This is a genomic window from Cellulomonas fimi, assembly GCF_012952065.1.
In the GTDB taxonomy this organism is placed as follows: domain Bacteria; phylum Actinomycetota; class Actinomycetes; order Actinomycetales; family Cellulomonadaceae; genus Pengzhenrongella; species Pengzhenrongella fimi_A.
Genome location: NZ_JABCJJ010000004.1, coordinates 16,482 through 34,534 on the forward strand (window position 1 = coordinate 16,482; position 18,053 = coordinate 34,534).

The window sequence follows — 18,053 nt, forward strand, 5'->3', positions numbered from 1 at the left end:
GAAGTGGGGTAGACGATACGGGACGTGCCGGGTAGTTCAAGGACCGCCGCGGGGGAACTCTTTGCACCACGGTCATCCGGGCTTGCACCGGCCCGGCTCCCGCCGCGTGCCTGCGCGTACCCGCGTAGCGTGAGCCTCCCGGCGCCCGGCTCGCACGGGCCCTCGGACCAGCGAGGCACCCGCCGGTCCGGACCAGAACGGCGCCCTCAGACCTCCTACCAGCAAGGACGGACATGCACGCGATCGGTGTGGACATCGGCGGCACGAAGATCGCCGCGGGCGTCGTGGACGAGAACGGGACGATCCTCGCCATGGCCCGCCGCCCGACCGAGCCCGACGACGCGGCGAGCATCGACCGCGCGGTCAAGGACGTCTACCTGGAGCTGTCCCAGGACTTCGAGATCGGCGCGATCGGGGTGGCGGCCGCCGGGTTCGTGGACGCCGCGCGGTCGACCGTTCTCTTCGCCCCCAACATCGCCTGGCGCGACTACCCGCTCCAGGATCGGGTCCGTGCGCTGCTCGACGCCGACGTCCCGGTCGTGGTCGAGAACGACGCCAACGCCGCGGGCTGGGCGGAGTTCCGGTTCGGGGCGGGGCGCGACGTCGACGACATGATCATGCTGACCATCGGGACCGGCCTCGGCGGCGCGCTCGTCGTCGGCGGTCGGCTCGTGCGCGGGGCCTGGGGGGTGGCCGCCGAGCTGGGGCACATGCGCGTGGTGCCCCACGGGCACTACTGCGGGTGCGGGAACGAGGGCTGCTGGGAGCAGTACGCGTCGGGCTCGGCTCTCGTGCGGGATGCGCAGGCCGCGCTGATCACGCGACCCGAGCGAGCCCTGCGGCTGCTCGAGCTCGCCGGGGGTGACCCCGCCGCGCTCGAGGGCCCGCACATCACGGAGGCGGCCCGGCAGGGCGACCCGCTCGCGATCGAGCTGTTCGCCGAGCTCGGGCGGTGGATCGGGGAGGGGTCGGCGTCGTTGGCGGCGGTCCTCGACCCGGCCCTGATCGTCGTCGGTGGCGGGGTCGGTGAGGCGGGGGAGCTCCTGCTGGCGCCGACCCGGCACGCGTACGAGAACTCGCTGTCCGCGCGGGGGTACCGGCCGCTCGCCGACTTCCAGCTGGCTGCGATGGGGAACGACGCCGGGATCGTCGGGGCCGCCGACCTCGCGCGGATCTGACGTCGCGAAGGTCAGACGACAGCACCCGGGTCGTCGTCCGACTCCTCGCGGCGGTGCGGGAGCCGCCAGACCAGGACCATGCAGCTGATCGCGAAGACGACAGCCGCTCCCTGGACGAGGCCCGTGGGCGCGTCCCGCCACGCGACGACCATCAGGAGCAGAGCGATGGGTACCCCTGCCGCGCCGAACCAGGCCATCGTGAGCAACGGGTCACCCCCGAGGACGGGGCCCGGGTCCGGCGGGACGAAGTGCTCGCGCTCGTCCACCTCGGCCTCGGCCGCGTCGATCTGCTCGGTGCCCTCCCAATCGCGCCCGGTGAGCTCCCGCGCCGCACGCTCGGGCGGGGCCGATACCCACGGGGCGACAGGGAAGGACGCCGTGCCGCCGGGGTCCTTCCGGGGCGCATCGACCTCCGGCGACCGTCCGGGTTCACCTGAGCCGCCCGCACCGGGCTCGCCCTCGTCCAGGTCGCCACCACCCGCACGAGCGTCGCGCGCCGCGCCCGGCCCCGTGTCGAGGTCACTCAGCTCGGCCACGATCTCGGCCCACCGTTCGGCGAGGTCGCGCTCGGGCTGATCGCCGTCGTCGGGGGTCCCACCGGTGTCGTGATGCCGTGCGGCCATGCATCTCACTCTAGAGTCGGACCCGACGGTGCGCGGATGGTCCCGCCGCATGCACAGTGGCAAGGAGGCGGGTTGTTCTACTGGTTCATGAAGCGGGTCCTGGTGGGTCCGCTCCTGAAGGTGCTCTTCAGACCGTGGGTCCGCGGGATCGAGAACGTCCCGGCGGAGGGCGGCGCCATCCTCGCGTCCAACCACCTCGCCGTCGTCGACTCCTTCTTCCTTCCCCTCGTGCTCAACCGCGAGATCGTGTTCATCGGGAAGAACGAGTACTTCACCGGTGCGGGGATCAAGGGGCGGCTCACGGCCGGCTTCATGCGCGGCGTCGGGACCATCCCGGTGGACCGCAGCGGCGGTCGGGCGAGCGAGGCCGCGCTGCGCACCGGCCTGCGGAGGCTCGGCGAGGGAAAGCTGTTCGGCATCTACCCCGAGGGCACGCGGAGCCCCGACGGTCGCCTCTACCGGGGCAAGACGGGCGTAGCGCGGCTCGCGCTCGAGTCCGGCGCGCCGGTGGTCCCCGTCGCCATGATCGACACGGACAGGGCCCAGCCCATCGGCCAGCGACTGCCCAAGCCCACGCGCATCGGGATCGTCATCGGTGAGCCGCTCGACTTCACCCGGTACGCCGGGATGGAGAACGACCGCTTCATCCTGCGGGCCGTCACCGACGAGATCATGTACGCGCTGATGAGCCTCTCGGGCCAGGAGTACGTGGACGTGTACGCCGCCACGCAGAAGGCCAGGATCGCGACCGGCCACGCCGAGGCAGCCTCGTCGCAGGACGCGGGTGCGGCCACCGCGCCGGGTGGTCGCCCGGCCCCCGAGGTCCACGTTCCGGTACCGCCCGAGGACGACGCCGGTGCGTCAGTAGGATGAGCACGTCACCGCCCGTGCGGTGAGGAGCAGGGTCCCGCGTCGCCGGTCCTGCCGGCCCCGCCCTCGGACTCGTCCTGAGGGCTCGTGCCGGCCGGTCCCCGTCGGCTCGGTGGTGTCGGTCTACGAGAGGTGTGTCTCATGTCGGTTCGTCGCGTCGCGCTCCTGACGGCAGGTGGCTTCGCTCCGTGCCTGTCCTCGGCCGTCGGCGGCCTGATCGAGCGGTACACCGAGCTCGCGCCCGAGATCGAGATCATCGCCTACCAGCACGGGTACCACGGGCTCCTGACCGGCGACAAGATCGTGGTCGACGCCGAGACCCGCTCCAAGGCGGGCCTGCTCCACCGCTTCGGTGGTTCTCCCATCGGGAACTCGCGGGTCAAGCTGACGAACGCGGCCGACCTGGTCGAGCGTGGGCTCGTCGCGGAGGGTGTCGACCCGCTCCAGGCGGCGGCCGAGCGCCTCCAGGCCGACGGCGTCGACGTCCTGCACACGATCGGCGGCGACGACACGAACACGACCGCTGCGGACCTGGCCGCCTACCTCGAGGAGCACGGCTACCACCTGACCGTGGTCGGCCTGCCCAAGACGATCGACAACGACGTCATCCCCATCAAGCAGTCGCTGGGCGCATGGACCGCCGCCGAGGAGGCCGCGGGCTTCGCGCGGAACATCATCGGCGAGCACCGCTCCGGCCCGCGCATGCTCATCGTGCACGAGGTCATGGGCCGCCACTGCGGGTGGCTCACGGCCGCGGCCGCGGCCGAGTACCGGAGGTGGCTCGACACGCAGGAGTGGCTGCCGGGGATCGGGCTCAGCAAGGAGCGCTGGGACATCCACGCGGTGTTCCTGCCCGAGCTCGCGCTCGACATCGACGCGGAGGCCAAGCGGCTGCGCGGTGTGATGGACGAGATCGGCAACGTCAACATCTTCCTGTCCGAGGGCGCGGGCATGCACGAGATCGTGGCCCAGCTCGAGGCGTCCGGCACCGAGGTCCCGCGCGACCCGTTCGGTCACGTGCGCCTCGACACCATCAACCCGGGCCAGTGGTTCGCCAAGCAGTTCGCGGAGCTCCTGGGTGCGGAGAAGGTCATGGTCCAGAAGAGCGGGTACTACTCGCGCGCCGCGGCGCCGAACGCCGAGGACCTGCGCCTCATCAAGTCGATGACCGACTTCGCGGTCGAGTGCGCGCTCACGGGCGAGGCGGGCGTCGTCGGGCACGACGAGGAGGACGGCGGCCGGCTCAAGGCCATCGCCTTCCCGCGGATCGCGGGAGGCAAGGCCTTCGACGTCTCGCAGCCCTGGTTCGGCGCCCTGCTCGGCGAGATCGGCCAGCAGCTCGTCCCGGCGACGTCATGATCGACACGCACGACCTCGCGTCAGTGGCCCCCGACCCCCAGGTGCTCGCAGGCCTGGATCACTGGCGCGAGCTGCCCGTCCTCCAGCAGCCGACCTGGCCCGACGCCGAGCACGTCGCGCGCGTGACGACGCGCCTCGGCGCGCTGCCGCCCCTGGTGTTCGCGGGGGAGGCCGACGTCCTCAAGTCGCGGCTCGCCGCCGCCGGCCGGGGTGAGGCCTTCCTGCTCCAGGGCGGCGACTGTGCCGAGACGTTCGCCGACGCGACCGCGGACAACATCCGGAACAAGGTCAAGACCATCCTGCAGATGGCGGTCGTGCTCACGTACGGGGCCAGCCTGCCGGTCGTCAAGATGGGCCGGATGGCGGGGCAGTACGCCAAGCCGCGGAGCTCGAACGACGAGACGCGCGACGGCGTCACGCTGCCCGCGTACCGGGGCGACACGATCAACGGGCACGCCTTCACGCCCGAGGCGCGCATCCCCGACCCCGAGCGGCTGCTCGAGGCGTACCACACGAGCGCGTCGACGCTGAACCTCATCCGTGCGTTCACGACCGGGGGCTTCGCCGACCTGCGGCGCGTCCACGAGTGGAACCGCGGCTTCATGGCGAACCCCGCGTACGCCCGCTACGAGGAGACCGCGGCGGAGATCGACCGCGCCATCCGGTTCATGGCGGCGTGCGGGGCCGACTTCGACGCCCTGCGCACCGTCGAGTTCTTCTCGAGCCACGAGGCGCTCCTCCTCGACTACGAGCGGCCCCTGACCCGCATCGACTCACGGACCGGGCTGCCGTACGACTGCTCCGCGCACTTCCTGTGGATCGGGGAGCGCACCCGTCAGCGCGACGGCGCCCACGTCGACTTCCTCTCGCGCGTGCGCAACCCGATCGGGGTCAAGCTGGGCCCGACGACGACGGCGGACGACGCCCTCGCGCTCATGGATCGCCTCAACCCGTCCGGCGAGCCCGGGCGGCTGACGTTCATCACGCGCATGGGCTCCGCGACCGTCCGCGACGCGCTGCCGGCTCTCGTCGAGAAGGTGACCGCGGTCGGGTCGCCGGTGACGTGGGTCTGCGACCCGATGCACGGCAACACGATCACGTCGGCGAGCGGCTACAAGACCCGGCGGCTCACCGACGTGCTCGACGAGGTCCGGGGCTTCTTCGAGGTGCACCGCTCGCTCGGCACGGTTCCGGGGGGTCTGCACATCGAGCTCACGGGTGACGACGTGACCGAGGTGCTGGGCGGGAGCGAGGAGATCGACGACGCCGGGCTGGCGCGGCGGTACGAGACGCTCGTGGACCCGCGGCTCAACCACCAGCAGTCGCTCGAGATGGCGTTCCAGGTCGTGCAGCTCATGCGGGGGGCGTGACCGGCGGGGGACCAGTTCGGGACGCGTCGTCTCAGTCGCGCCGCCACCGAAGACGATGTCTCAGAACACCGTGAGGGTGATCGTGCTGCCCTTGGGCAGCTTCTCGCCCGGCTTCGCGCTCTGCTCCAGGACGAACCCGCCCGGGGCTCCCAGGACGTTCTCGCGAGCGACGACGAAGCCGAGAGCGCTCAGTGCGTCGCTCGCGGCCACGAAGCCCTGACCGATCACGCGCGGCACCTCGATCATCTCCGGGCCCTGCGACACGGTGATCGTCACCGTGTCGGTCCGGTACCCGGCGGTGCCCTGCGCCGGATCCTGGCTGATGACCCGTCCCGACTCGACCGTGTCGCTGAACGCCCGCACCGGGTTGACCTTCAGCCCGAGGGCCTCGAGCTCGGCGGTCGCCTGCTCCTGCGTCGCGCCGACGACCGAGATGATCGTGACGGGGGCCGGGCCCTGGGAGACGGTCAGGACGACCTCGGTGCCGACCTCGACCTGCGCGCCCTCCTCGACCGAGACGGCCACGACCGTCCCGACGGGCGCGACGTCGTCGTACGGGGTGACCGAGTCGCCCACCACGAGCCGCGCGCCCTCGAGCGCCTGCGAGGCGGCGTCGAAGTGCGTCCCGACCAGCTCGTCGGGAACGGTCGTCATCTCGGGGCCCTGGGACACCGACAGCTCGACGGTGCCGTCCTTGAGGACGCGACCCCCGGGACCGGGGTCCGTCGCGACGACGGTGCCCGGCTCGGCGGGGTCGAACACGGGGATGGGGGCGGCGTCGAGCCCGGCCCGCTCGAGCACGGCGACGGCGTCGGCCTCCTGCCGGCCCAGCACGTCGGGCACACCGGTATACGCGCCGGGGCCGGCGGTCATGTACCACCACGTCCCGGCCGCGACCAGTCCGGACAGCAGGAGGACGAGGGCGATCCACCGGATCCGCCGACGACGCCTCGGCGCGTCGTCGACCGTCGGCGTGTCGCGATCGCCGGTCGACGCCCGCAGTCCGGCGCCGATCGGCAGAGCCACCGTGCTCCCGGTCGCGGGGACGTCCAGGCGGGTGGTGTCGCCTGCGCGCGCGGTGGCCGCACCGGGTGGTCGTGGAGCGTCCGCGGGGTTCGCCTCGCCGCCCGCCGACCCGGAGTCCGTGAGGTCGACGCCCGAGTCCGGGTCGATCGTCGCCGGGTGGAGCGTGATCGTCGGCGCGACGTCCGCGCGCCGCGCGAGGGTCGCGGGGTCGAGCGCGGCACGGGTGCGACGGACCAGCTCGAGCGCCGCTCCCGCGTCCACCGGGCGGTGGTCGGGTTGGCGGGCGGCCAGGGCGCTGACGAGCTCGTCGATCTCCTGCGGCAGCCACTCCACGAGGTCCGACGGCGCGGGGATGTCCGAGTTCACGTGCAGGAAGGCCACCTGGATCGGGGTCTCGCCCGTGTACGGCTGACGCCCCGTGAGCATCTCGTACAGCAGGATCCCCGCCGCGTACACGTCGGTCCGCGCGTCGGAGAGCCCTGTGGCGACGAGCTCGGGACCGAGGTAGGCGACCGTGCCCAGCACCGTGCCGGTGGTCGTGGAGGTGACCTCGGTGACCGCGCGCGCGAGGCCGAAGTCGGTGAGCTTGATGCGGCCGTCCGTCGCGAGCAGCAGGTTCTCGGGCTTGATGTCGCGGTGCACGAGGCCCGTGCGGTGCGCCGCGGCCAGCCCGTCGAGCATGCGCTCGAGGATGGTGAACGACTCCTCGACGCTGAGGGCGCCGCGCTCGCCGAGGTGCCGGCGCAGGTTGATGCCGTCGACGTACTCCATGGTGAGGTAGCTGGTCTCGCCGTCGACCCCCTGGTCGAGGACGCCGACGAGGGCCGGGTGGGTCAGCCGCGCTGCCGCCCGCGCCTCACGGCGGAACCGCGCGACGAAGGCCGAGCCCGCAGCTCCTTCGGCGAGATGCGGGTGCATCACCTTGAGCGCGACCTCGCGGTCGAGCCGACGGTCGATCGCGAGGTACACCGTTGCCATGCCGCCGCGCGCGATCCGGGAGACGACCTCGTACCGCCCGTCGACCAGACGGCCGACGAGCGGATCGGTGATGGTGGCTCCCACGGGCGTCATCCTACGGGCGGCACCGTGCAGAACCCGTGAGGCGGGACGCTCAGCGGAAGCGCGTCATGTGGGTCTGGACGTTGGCGACGTAGACGCGCGTGTCGGCGTACATCCCGTTGCGCTTGACCGACGACAGGCCCTGGTAGTACCCCGCGATCGCCGTCGGCAGGTCGGGGCTCGACCGCAGGAGCTGGCGCAGGATCGCGACACCGGCGGTGACGTTGTCGTCCGGGTCCAGCAGGTTCAGGTGGCGGCCGACCAGCTGGGACGCCCACTCGCCCGACGAAGGGATCACCTGCATGGTGCCGACGGCGTTGGCGGGGGATACCGCCGTCTGGTTGAAGCCCGACTCCTGGAAGGCGACCGCCTGCGCCAGGGCCAGGTCGACGCCCATCGCGCGCGCGGTCGCGACCACCTTCGCCTGCATCTCCGCCTTCGAGGGCACGCCCGCGCGCAGCAGTGTCGCCTTGTTGGCGTTCGCGGACGCGACGACGGCTTCGGGGTACGTGCGCCCCGCGAACGTGTTGCCGACCAGTGCGGTCGTCGGTGCCGCCGCGGCCCTGCCGGGGATCGTCAGCTGCTGGCCGACGCGGATGAGCGCCCGCGAGTCGAGACCGTTGGCGGCGACGACGGCGCCCACGGTGGTCCCGTACCGCGCCGCGATGCCGGAGACGGTGTCGCCCGAGACGACCCGGTGGGTCACGGCAGCCGGTGCGATCGTGACCGGTGCGATCGTGACGGGTGCGGAGACGGGGGCAGCGGTCGCCGGGGCCCCGGCGCCGGGGATCGTCAGCTGCTGGCCCACGCGGATGAAGGCACGCGAGTCGAGCCCGTTGGCGGCGACGACGGCGGCCACGGTGGTCCTGTACCGCGCGGCGATGCCGGAGACGGTGTCGCCCGAGACGACCCGGTGGCTGGCGGCGACCGGTGCGATCGTGACCGGTGCGGAGACGGGTGCGGAGACGGGGGCAGCGGTCGCGGGGGCCCCGGCGCCGGGGATCGTCAGCTGCTGGCCCACGCGGATGAAGGCACGCGAGTCGAGCCCGTTGGCGGCGACGACGGCGGCCACGGTGGTCCCGTACCGCGCGGCGATCCCGGAGACGGTGTCACCCGAGACGACCGGGTGAGTCCGTGAGCTCGGGGCGGGCGCCGCCGGCGCCGGCGCCGGCGCAGCCGGGGCGGGGGCGGCGGACGCACCCGTCGGGATGACGAGCCGCTGCCCGATGGCGATGCGCGAGGCGTTCGCGAGCCTGTTGGCGCCAGCGATCGCAGCGACCGAGGTCCCCGTGCGCGCCGCGATCCGGCTCACGGTATCCCCGCTCCGCACGACGTACTCGTCCGCGTGCGCGGCCCCGCCCGCACCGACCGACGCCACCGCCAGTGCGAGGGTCGCGCCCGTGCCGGTCGCGACGCGACGACGGATCCGGCCGGGGGTGGCTGCTGCATCCGACCGCAGGGCGACGGGCTGACTCATGATGGGGGCCTCGTGTGACGTGAGTGATGGATGATGCTCATGTGACTGGTGTGACTTGTGCGACCGTAGCCGCCCGCACGAGGAGTGGAAAGGCGCGGGCGGTAATTCCCGACGTGTAGTTCGATCTGTGCCCCTCGTTCGGAGCAGTGGGAGCGCGCGTCGACGCTGCGTACGCTGGGCCCGTGACTGACATCGCAGCCCTGGACGAGCTCGTCGACGAGTGGCTGACCGTGCCCGACGTCGCGGACCGTCTCGGTCTGGAGGCCGGCAAGGTCCGCCGCCTGCTCAAGGAGGGCCGGCTCGTGGCGGTCCGCCGTGGCGACCCTCAGGTGGTCTCCGTCCCGGCGGGCTTCCTCGTCCCGGCGCACCTGGAGAACCCGGCGAACTCGACGTTGCGCGCACCGGCTCCGGACCCGGAGGGGGAGGACGGCGCGCCCCGCGCCGCCTACGCGGTGCTCTCCTCGCTCGCCGGGACGGTCACCCTCCTGCGCGACGCCGCGTTCGACGACGCCGAGACGATCGCGTGGCTGTGCACCGAGGAGGAGTCCCTCGACGGCACGCCGCTCGCGGCGTTGCGGGCCGGGCAGAAGGCCGCCGTCCGCCGACTTGCCCAGACGCTGCTCTGACCGGCCGGGCCGGGACCTCCTCCGGCTACGGTCAAGCCTGCCGGTCGACGGCGGCGTGCCCCAGCGTCGCCAGCATCGACGCTCCGGGTTCGTGCAGGCGGGCGGCCTCGAGCGCGCTGAAGCCCTCGTCGGCGAGCTCGCCGATGAGTCCCTCGACGTCGCGCTCGGCGCCGGTGTCGCGGATGAGCGCCGCGAGCGCCGCGACGTCGTCGTCCGCGAGGTCGCGCACGCCCAACCGCGAGCTCAGGAGGCGTCGCTGCTCCTCGTCGCCCGCAGCCATGGCGCGCGCCACCAGGACCGTGCGCTTTCCCTCGCGCAGGTCGTCCCCGGTCGGCTTGCCGGTGGCGCTCGGGTCGCCGAACACCCCGAGCAGGTCGTCCCGCAGCTGGAACGCCTCACCGAGCGGGAGGCCGAAGGCCGCGCAGCGACTGCGCGCCGCCGCGTCGGCGCCGGTCAGGGCGGCGCCGAGCACGATCGGATGCTCGACGCTGTAGCGCGCCGACTTGGCGCGGATCACCTCGCGGGCGCGTGACTCGTCGACGGCAGGATCCTGGCCCCAGGGCAGCGCCTGCGCGAGCACGTCGAGGTACTGGCCGACCGTGACCTCGGTGCGCATGAGGTCGAACACGTCGCGCGCGGCGGCGGCCGCTCCCGCGGGGAACGCCGGCATAGCGCGCTGGAACTCCGCGTCGCTCGCGACGAGCGCGAGGTCCCCCAGCAGGATGGCGGCGGAGTCGCCGAACCGGCGCCCCTCACCGTTCCACCGCGAGCGGCCGTGGAGGTCGGCGAACGACCGGTGCGCCGCGGGGTGGCCCCGGCGCGTGTCGGAGTCGTCCATCACGTCGTCGTGGAACAGGGCGGCTGCCTGGAAGAGCTCGAGCGCAGCCCCGACCCGCAGCACGGCCTCGGTCGCCGGGGCATCGGGGGCACCCCCGTGCGCGCGCCACGACCAGTAGCAGAACGCGGCGCGCAGGCGCTTCCCGCCGGAGAGCATCCGGTCGACCGCGTCCACCAGCGCCACGCTGTCCCGGCCCAGCCCTGCGAGCAGCGGGCGCTGCGCGTCCAGGTAGGCCGCGAGCACGGCGTCGACACGGGAGCGGACGTCCTCGACGTCGACAGGGCTGGCGTCGGGAGGAGTCACCCTCGCAGCCTAGGCGGGTCAGGCCTCGCCGCGCAGACGTCCCCCGAGTGTGACAGTCCGCACGCCGTCGCGGTCGAGCACACCGATGACGAGCAGCTCGTCCCCGCCGGACCGGGTGAACGTGGTCTGGGCGGCGAGGACGGCGTCGGGCGGGTTCTGGTCCGACTCGGTGAACCCGGCCCTCGTCAGGCTCTGGCGGTACATGTCCACCACCTCCGATGCCGCGAGCGTCGTGCGCAGGTTCAGACTGACCTGGTACGCCCCCGAGTCGCCGATGGGCTCGACGGCCGAGACCAGCACCTCCGCGCCCTCGGGCACCGGGAGCAGGTCCGCCGGGAAGCCCGGCACGAGCCCGCCGACACGGGAGTTCGGATCTGTCTCGTGCTCGAGCAGCGGGGTCGGGGTGGTGCCTGCTTCGGGGGTCCCGCCCGAGGGGTCCTCGGGCGCCGGCACCTCGGGTCCAGGCGAGGCCGACGCCGACGTGTCGCCGGCACCCACGTCGCCCGCGAACGGCCCGAGCCCGCACCCCGCGAGCAGCGCCAGGAGGACGAGGGTGAGCAGGGCGGGACGCACGGCAGCGCGGGGCGCGCGGCGACCGGCGCGCCCCTCGAGAGTCATCTGCTCACCGTATCCGGGGGCGGTCGCGCAGGTCGCCGGCAGGCCAGCTTCTCACCCGACCACATCACCGGCTGACGGCGGTGGACCCACACCGCCGACCGAGGCATCGGTGCGAGCCGGCACCGGTGCGGTGCCATCGGCGCATGGACACCACGACGATCCGGGTCCGCGAGCCCCGTGAGCTGCTCGCCCTTCTGCCGTACCAGCTCGGTTTCCAGCCGAGGGAGAGCGCGGTGGCCGTCTCCCTGCGGCCACCGCGGGGCCGCGTCGGTCTCGTCGCGCGGGTCGACCTCCCGGACCTCGCCGACCGGAGCCAGGGCCCCCAGCTGGCGCGCGGTCTCGTGTCGCACCTGGTGTCCGACGGCGCGCGGCGGGGCGTCCTCGTGCTGTACACGGACATCCCCGCCGATCGGCGCGCGGTCGCGCGGGGGGCGAGCACGACGGCGGCGCTCACCCGAGCGGCGGCCGACCACATGCGCGACGCCGCGGAGCCCTTCCTCGAGGAGATGTCGGTCTGGGTGGTCGGCCCCACCGGGTACCTGTCTCTCGACTGCGACGACCCCAGCTGCTGCCCGGAGGGCGGCCGCCCGCTGAGCGACCTGCAGAGCAGCGAGGTGGGAGCCCACATGGTCCTCGCCGGAGCCCTGGTCGCCGACTCGCGCGAGGATCTCGCGCGAGTCGCACCCGCGCCGTCCGCGGCGCGTCGGAACGCCGCACGGGCCGCGGACCGGTGGGCAGCGCGCGGAGCAGCCGCCGTGCTGGTCGGTCCCGAGGCCGCGCTCCGGTGGCAGCAGGACGGGCTCGCGCTCTGGCGTGCCGCCACGGAACGGCGCCACGCCGGGCACGCCCCGCTGCCGCCCGCCGAGGCCGGGCGGCTCGAGGCGGCCCTCGCGGACGTCCGCGTCCGGGACGCCGTCCTGCTGGCGCTCGTGCAGGGCACCGGGGACCTTGCCGAGCGCGCGCTCGCCGAACCGACCGCTGTCCGGGACGTGGTGACCGGGACGTCGGATGCGCTCGGGGCGATCGTCGATCCTCGTCGCGGGATCCGCCCCGACGAATCGCTCGTGGCGAGCGGGTCCGGCGTCCTGGAGGAGGTGGTCGCGCACGCGCGGTCCGAGCGCGGCGCGCCCGCCCTGACGCTGCTGGCCCTGCTCGCGTGGTGGCAGGGAGACGGTCCTCGAGCCGGTGTGCTCCTCGACCAGGCGTTCAGCGCGGACGCGTCCTACCGGCTGGCGCACCTGCTCGGGGACGCACTGGCGTCCGGACTCGCGCCCGGCTGGGTGAGGCGCAGCCGCTGAGCCGCGCCGGTGCCGCCGGTCTCCTCTCCTCGGAGGCTCCTCGGGTACGGTCGACGGACGGTCTGCCGTCGGTCACCCCGCCTGCAAGGAGGCGCCATGAGCATCGTCGTCGGCTATCTCCCGACCGTCGAGGGGCGGACCGCGCTGGAAGCGGCGACAGCGGAGGCCGAGAAGCGCGGCACGCGGCTCGTCGTGGTGACCGTCCACCGCACGAGCGCGTCGGACGGCGACGAGCGGCTGGCGGAGGAGCGGGCCCTCGACGCCGTCCGGCAGGACCTGGCAAAACGTGGCGTCCCGCACGAGGTCCGGCTCGTCGGACGCACGGGCGACGTCGCCGACGACCTCCTGGCCGCGGCGGAGAACACGGGGGCAGAGCTGATCGTCATCGGGCTGCGGCGCCGGAGCCCCGTCGGGAAGCTCATCCTCGGCGCCAACGCGCAGCGGATCCTGCTCGACGCACCGTGCCCCGTGCTGGCGGTCAAGCCCGCGCGGGAATGATGGCCTGCCCCCGGTCGTTGGACTCGTTCGTCGGCCACCCGGAGCCCCACGGAGGCTGACATCCGCAGGGGCCTCGACGCGGCCCCTGCCGGTACAATATGCAGGTACCCCGGGCCTCGACTCCGGGCCAGACGCTGCCGAAAGGTCGTTCGTGTCGTCCCTCCCCACAAGTTCTGCACTTCCGCGCGAGTTCGGCCATGCCGCACTCCAGGACCTCGTCATGCACGGGCGCACGCACGGCACGGTGGACGCGGATGTCTTCCGCGCCGCGTGCGAGTCCGCCGGGATCACCGACGCGAAGCGGCTGAAGGCCGTCCACCGCGCCCTGTCCTCGGCAGGGATCACGGTCGCCGAGCCCGCCGAGGAGGCGCGGGTGGTCGGCAAGGCGAAGGTCGCCGCTGCGACGACGACGGCGCGCAAGAGCGCCAAGGCCACGGTCGCGGAGCCGGCCGAGGCGGCCACGAAGGCGCCGACGACGAAGAAGGCCCCCGCCTCGGGCGCCGCCACGGACGTGGACGGTGCGGATGACGGGCCGGATGCAACCGAGGCCGCGACGCCGACCCGCAGGACGGCGGCGAAGAAGGCGCCCGCGAAGACAGCGGCGACGAAGACGACGGCCGCGAAGACGACGGCCGCGAAGACGACGGCCGCGAAGCCGACGGCGACCAAGGCTCCTGTGGAGGTTGCAGGCACCACGAGCGCCGCTGGCGAGCCGGACGCGGACACCGAGCCGGCCGACGTCGAGGTCACGGGCGACGCCCCGGTCGAGGACGGCGACGTCGTGGTCAAGGAGGACGAGGCCGAGGACACCGGCTTCACGTACTCCGACGCCGACGATGACGACGCGCCCGCCCAGCAGGTCGTGACGGCCGGCGCCACCGCGGACCCGGTCAAGGACTACCTCAAGCAGATCGGCAAGGTCGCGCTCCTCAACGCCGAGCAGGAGGTCGACCTCGCGAAGCGCATCGAGGCCGGCCTCTTCGCCGAGGAGCGGCTGAACTCCGGGATCAAGCTCGAGTCGAAGGTGCGCCGGGAGTTCGAGTGGATCGCGGCGGACGGTCGTCGTGCCAAGAACCACCTGCTCGAGGCCAACCTCCGCTTGGTCGTGTCGCTCGCGAAGCGCTACACGGGTCGCGGCATGCTGTTCCTCGACCTGATCCAGGAGGGGAACCTCGGCCTGATCCGCGCGGTCGAGAAGTTCGACTACACCAAGGGCTACAAGTTCTCGACGTATGCCACGTGGTGGATCCGGCAGGCGATCACCCGCGCGATGGCGGACCAGGCGCGGACCATCCGCATCCCCGTGCACATGGTCGAGGTCATCAACAAGCTCGCGCGCGTGCAGCGGCAGATGCTCCAGGACCTGGGACGCGAGCCGACGCCGGAGGAGCTCGCCAAGGAGCTCGACATGACGCCCGAGAAGGTCGTCGAGGTCCAGAAGTACGGTCGGGAGCCCATCTCGCTGCACACGCCGCTGGGCGAGGACGGCGACAGCGAGTTCGGTGACCTGATCGAGGACTCCGAGGCCGTGGTCCCCGCCGACGCGGTGAGCTTCACACTCCTCCAGGAGCAGCTGCACCAGGTGCTCGACACGCTCTCGGAGCGCGAGGCAGGTGTCGTCTCGATGCGCTTCGGCCTGACCGACGGGCAGCCCAAGACGCTCGACGAGATCGGCAAGGTCTACGGGGTCACGCGCGAGCGGATCCGGCAGATCGAGTCCAAGACGATGTCGAAGCTGCGGCACCCGAGCCGCTCGCAGGTGCTGCGCGACTACCTGGACTGATCCGCTCGGTCTCGAGCATCAAGGGCCCGGACGCTCATGCGTCCGGGCCCTCGTGCGTACGCCCACCCGGATGGGCCGAACGGGGCATTCTCTGCGGAACTGCTCACACATCCGCGGGAGCTGGGGTACGTTCTGTCCGGTCAGCGAGAAGGGCAAACCCGTCGTGAGGCGGGGACGCAAAGCCACGGGACCCTGCGGGGTCAGCCGGGACACCGAAAGACGGGAGCGATCATGACGGACTTCACGGGTACCCCCGACAGCGGTGCCGGCGCCCACAGCGAGACGCTCCGGGGCGACGCACCCGCGACCGGTCCGGCTCGCCCGCTGACCGGCTCCTCCCTGGAGGCACTCGTCCGTCGGCAGAACGGCGTGCTCGGCGCGGACCGCCGCCTGTCGTTCGTGCCGGCGCAGATCCGCTGACGCGAGCCATCACCCCGGGTGCCGCCTCGGGTGTCCGGTGAGAGGCCAGCACCGGGGAGCGTGACCCCGGGGCCCCACCCACGAGCGCACGACGAAGGACCCCTCCCGGTGATGTTGCGGGAGGGGCCCTTCGTCGGGTCGCGAGCCGTCGATGGCGGGCGGTCGAGGCCGCCCGCCGCATCAGCGAGCCGAGGCGGCGCCCGCGCCGTGCTCCGCGAGGAGCCTGTCGGTCTCGTCGTGCACGTGAGTCGCCAGCTCGGAGAACTTCGGAGCGTGCTCACGGGCGTGGTGGGCACAGAAGAGGAGCTCGCCGCTCGGCATCAGCACCCGCACATAGGCCTGGGCGCCGCAGCGGTCGCAGCGGTCGGCCACGGTCAGCGGTTCAGTCGTCGTCGCGTTCACAATCACATGTAACCATCAGGGCGCAGATCCCATGCCGCCGGACGGGTGGGGTTCGCTACCCGCGAAGTCCGGTGACCCGGACTTTCCGCGCACTTCGTCGCGAGACCGGCATGGCAGCGGCGCCCTGCGGTCACCAGCGATTACGCTCGGCACTCGTGACGACAGTCTCCCCCCAGTCCAGCTACACCGCCCGGCACCTCTCGGTGCTCGAGGGGCTCGAGGCCGTCCGGAAGCGGCCCGGGATGTACATCGGGTCCACCGACTCGCGCGGGCTCATGCACTGCCTCTGGGAGATCATCGACAACGCGGTGGACGAGGCGCTCGCGGGGCACTGCGACGAGATCGAGGTCGTCCTGCACGCCGACTCGTCGGTCGAGGTGCACGACAACGGTCGCGGGATCCCGGTCGACATCGAGCCCAAGACGGGCCTGTCCGGCGTCGAGGTCGTCTTCACCAAGCTCCACGCCGGCGGCAAGTTCGGCGGCGGCTCCTACGGGGCGTCGGGCGGTCTCCACGGCGTCGGGGCGAGCGTCGTCAACGCGTTGTCCTCCCGGCTCGACGTCGAGGTCGAGCGGGGCGGCAAGGTCCACCGGATGACCTTCCACCGCGGTGAGCCGGGCGTGTTCACCGACCCGGTCTCGGGCCCGTCACCCGAGTCGCCGTTCACCCCGTTCATCTCCGGGTCCGAGCTCGCGGTCGCGGGCCGGGCGCCCAAGGCCCGCACCGGTACGCGCGTGCGCTACTGGGCCGACCGGCAGGTCTTCCCGGCCACCGCGGTCTTCTCGTACGACGAGCTCGTGACGCGCGTGCGTCAGACGACCTTCCTCGTCCCCGGCCTGACGGTCACGGTCCGGGACGAGCGTCGGCTCCCGGGCACGCCGGGTGCGGACGGGCCGCACTCCGAGCGGTTCCAGCACTCGGGCGGCACGGTCGACTTCGTCGACTTCCTGGCTCCCGACGCGCCCGTCACCGGCACCTGGCACCTCACCGGGTCGGCGACCTTCGAGGAGACGGTCCCGGTGCTCGACGACAAGGGCCACCTCAGCCCGAAGGCGGTCACGCGCGAGTGCGAGGTCGACATCGCGCTGCGCTGGGGCGCGGGCTACGAGACCGAGGTCCAGACCTTCGTCAACATCATCGCGACGCCGAAGGGCGGCTCGCACCTCGCGGGGTTCGAGGCCGGTCTTCTCCGGACGCTCCGCAAGGCGGTCGAGACCAACGCCCGCCGCCTCAAGATCTCCAACCGCGGCGAGGCCGAGCGCATCGAGAAGGACGACGTGCTGGCGGGGCTCACCGCCGTGGTCACCGTCCGGCTGGCCGAGCCGCAGTTCGAGGGGCAGACCAAGGAGGTCCTCGGGACGGCACCGGTCCGCGCGATCGTCGCCAAGGTCGTGGACACCCAGCTCGGCGCCCTCCTGAGCTCGCCGAAGCGGGACCAGAAGACGCAGACCACGCTGCTGCTCGACAAGCTCGTCGCCGAGATGCGGGCGCGGCTCAGCGCACGCCACCAGAAGGAGATCTCCCGGCGGAAGAACGCCCTCGAGACGTCGTCGCTCCCCGCGAAGCTCGCGGACTGCCGGAGCGACGACGTCGACCGCAGCGAGCTGTTCATCGTCGAGGGCGACAGCGCCCTGGGGACCGCGAAGCTCGCCCGCAGCTCGGACTTCCAGGCGCTCCTGCCGATCCGCGGGAAGATCCTCAACGTCCAGAAGGCGTCCATCACGGACATGCTCAAAAACGCCGAGTGCGCCGCGATCATCCAGGTGATCGGTGCCGGCTCGGGCCGCTCGTTCGACCTGGGCGCGGCGCGCTACGGCAAGATCGTCCTGATGACCGACGCCGACGTCGACGGCGCGCACATCCGCACGCTGCTCCTCACGCTGTTCTTCCGGTACATGCGCCCGCTGGTCGACGCGGGGCGCGTGTACGCCGCCGTCCCGCCGCTGCACCGCATCGAGGTGATCGGCGCCGGCTCGCGCAAGAACGAGTACGTGTACACGTACTCGGAGTCCGAGCTGACCGCGACGCTCACGAAGCTCGAGCGCGCAGGCCGCCGCTACAAGGAGGACATCCAGCGGTACAAGGGACTCGGCGAGATGGATGCCGACCAGCTGGCGGAGACGACCATGGACCCGCGGCACCGGACCCTGCGTCGCGTCACGATGAGGCACGCCGAGGAGGCCGAGAAGGTCTTCGAGCTGCTCATGGGGAGCGACGTCGCGCCGCGCAAGGACTTCATCGTCGCGGGGGCGGTGGAGCTCGACCGCAGCCGCATCGACGCGTAGCGGGTCGACGGAAGGTCCGC

16 protein-coding genes and 1 riboswitch are annotated in these 18,053 nt (G+C 72.7%); of the genes, 10 read left to right on the forward strand and 6 right to left on the reverse strand.

Going from position 1 to position 18,053, the window contains the following annotated elements; genetic code table 11:
• The first annotated feature begins 233 nt into the window (after positions 1-233).
• Entirely contained in the window at positions 234-1,178 is a 945-nt protein-coding gene (locus tag HIR71_RS03850) for an ROK family glucokinase (RefSeq protein ID WP_169323615.1), read from the forward strand.
• 11 nt (positions 1,179-1,189) lie between these two features.
• Here HIR71_RS03850 and HIR71_RS03855 read toward each other — a convergent pair whose 3' ends face one another.
• Entirely contained in the window at positions 1,190-1,801 is a 612-nt protein-coding gene (locus HIR71_RS03855; RefSeq protein ID WP_169323617.1) for a hypothetical protein, read from the reverse strand.
• Positions 1,802-1,873: 72 nt separating this feature from the next.
• Between HIR71_RS03855 and HIR71_RS03860 the strand changes: the two genes are divergently transcribed.
• The 3 genes from HIR71_RS03860 to HIR71_RS03870 all read left to right on the forward strand — a co-directional run bounded on the left by HIR71_RS03860 (position 1,874) and on the right by HIR71_RS03870 (position 5,400).
• On the forward strand, positions 1,874-2,674 hold the full coding sequence (locus HIR71_RS03860) for a lysophospholipid acyltransferase family protein (RefSeq protein ID WP_249051557.1): 801 nt from the start codon (positions 1,874-1,876) through the stop codon (positions 2,672-2,674).
• Between the two features lie 138 nt (positions 2,675-2,812).
• Positions 2,813-4,030, forward strand: coding sequence for a pyrophosphate--fructose-6-phosphate 1-phosphotransferase (locus tag HIR71_RS03865; protein WP_169323618.1), 1,218 nt, complete (start codon positions 2,813-2,815; stop codon positions 4,028-4,030).
• Entirely contained in the window at positions 4,027-5,400 is a 1,374-nt protein-coding gene (locus tag HIR71_RS03870; protein ID WP_169323620.1) for a class II 3-deoxy-7-phosphoheptulonate synthase, read from the forward strand. The genes HIR71_RS03865 and HIR71_RS03870 overlap by 4 nt, the downstream gene beginning before the upstream one ends.
• A 60-nt stretch (positions 5,401-5,460) precedes the next feature.
• Here the strand turns inward: HIR71_RS03870 and pknB are convergent, their stop codons facing one another.
• Positions 5,461-7,488, reverse strand: coding sequence for a Stk1 family PASTA domain-containing Ser/Thr kinase (gene pknB / locus HIR71_RS03875; protein WP_169323622.1), 2,028 nt, complete (start codon positions 7,486-7,488; stop codon positions 5,461-5,463).
• 49 nt (positions 7,489-7,537) lie between these two features.
• Entirely contained in the window at positions 7,538-8,962 is a 1,425-nt protein-coding gene (locus HIR71_RS03880; protein ID WP_169323624.1) for a lytic transglycosylase domain-containing protein, read from the reverse strand.
• Between the two features lie 182 nt (positions 8,963-9,144).
• On the opposite strand from HIR71_RS03880, the gene HIR71_RS03885 reads away from it, so the two are divergent.
• Positions 9,145-9,588, forward strand: a complete 444-nt coding sequence (locus tag HIR71_RS03885) for an Rv2175c family DNA-binding protein (RefSeq protein WP_169323626.1) — start codon at positions 9,145-9,147, stop codon at positions 9,586-9,588.
• A gap of 31 nt (positions 9,589-9,619) precedes the next feature.
• Here HIR71_RS03885 and HIR71_RS03890 read toward each other — a convergent pair whose 3' ends face one another.
• Positions 9,620-10,729: a polyprenyl synthetase family protein gene (locus HIR71_RS03890; protein ID WP_169323629.1), complete on the reverse strand. Its 1,110-nt coding sequence runs from the start codon at positions 10,727-10,729 to the stop codon at positions 9,620-9,622.
• An 18-nt stretch (positions 10,730-10,747) separates the two neighbouring features.
• Positions 10,748-11,347 carry a hypothetical protein gene (locus HIR71_RS03895; RefSeq protein ID WP_169323631.1) on the reverse strand — a complete coding sequence of 200 codons (600 nt, stop codon included), beginning with the start codon at positions 11,345-11,347 and terminating at the stop codon, positions 10,748-10,750.
• 143 nt (positions 11,348-11,490) lie between these two features.
• Here HIR71_RS03895 and HIR71_RS03900 point away from each other — a divergent pair, with 143 nt between their 5' ends.
• The 4 genes from HIR71_RS03900 (at position 11,491) to HIR71_RS03915 (ending at position 15,346) form a co-directional block, all read left to right on the forward strand.
• Positions 11,491-12,645 carry a DUF4192 domain-containing protein gene (locus tag HIR71_RS03900; protein ID WP_169323632.1) on the forward strand — a complete coding sequence of 385 codons (1,155 nt, stop codon included), beginning with the start codon at positions 11,491-11,493 and terminating at the stop codon, positions 12,643-12,645.
• Between the two features lie 96 nt (positions 12,646-12,741).
• Complete coding sequence (locus HIR71_RS03905) at positions 12,742-13,143, forward strand: universal stress protein (RefSeq protein ID WP_169323634.1); 402 nt, start codon at positions 12,742-12,744, stop codon at positions 13,141-13,143.
• Positions 13,144-13,294: 151 nt separating this feature from the next.
• Complete coding sequence (locus HIR71_RS03910; RefSeq protein WP_311836072.1) at positions 13,295-14,926, forward strand: RNA polymerase sigma factor; 1,632 nt, start codon at positions 13,295-13,297, stop codon at positions 14,924-14,926.
• Between the two features lie 141 nt (positions 14,927-15,067).
• Positions 15,068-15,143: riboswitch (cyclic di-GMP riboswitch) on the forward strand.
• Positions 15,144-15,157: 14 nt separating this feature from the next.
• Complete coding sequence (locus HIR71_RS03915; RefSeq protein WP_169323636.1) at positions 15,158-15,346, forward strand: hypothetical protein; 189 nt, start codon at positions 15,158-15,160, stop codon at positions 15,344-15,346.
• Between the two features lie 180 nt (positions 15,347-15,526).
• On the opposite strand, the gene HIR71_RS03920 is transcribed toward HIR71_RS03915, so the two are convergent.
• On the reverse strand, positions 15,527-15,748 hold the full coding sequence (locus tag HIR71_RS03920; protein WP_169323638.1) for a DUF7455 domain-containing protein: 222 nt from the start codon (positions 15,746-15,748) through the stop codon (positions 15,527-15,529).
• A gap of 110 nt (positions 15,749-15,858) precedes the next feature.
• Here HIR71_RS03920 and HIR71_RS03925 point away from each other — a divergent pair, with 110 nt between their 5' ends.
• Positions 15,859-18,033, forward strand: coding sequence for a DNA gyrase/topoisomerase IV subunit B (locus HIR71_RS03925; RefSeq protein WP_169323639.1), 2,175 nt, complete (start codon positions 15,859-15,861; stop codon positions 18,031-18,033).
• Positions 18,034-18,053: the final 20 nt, after the last annotated feature.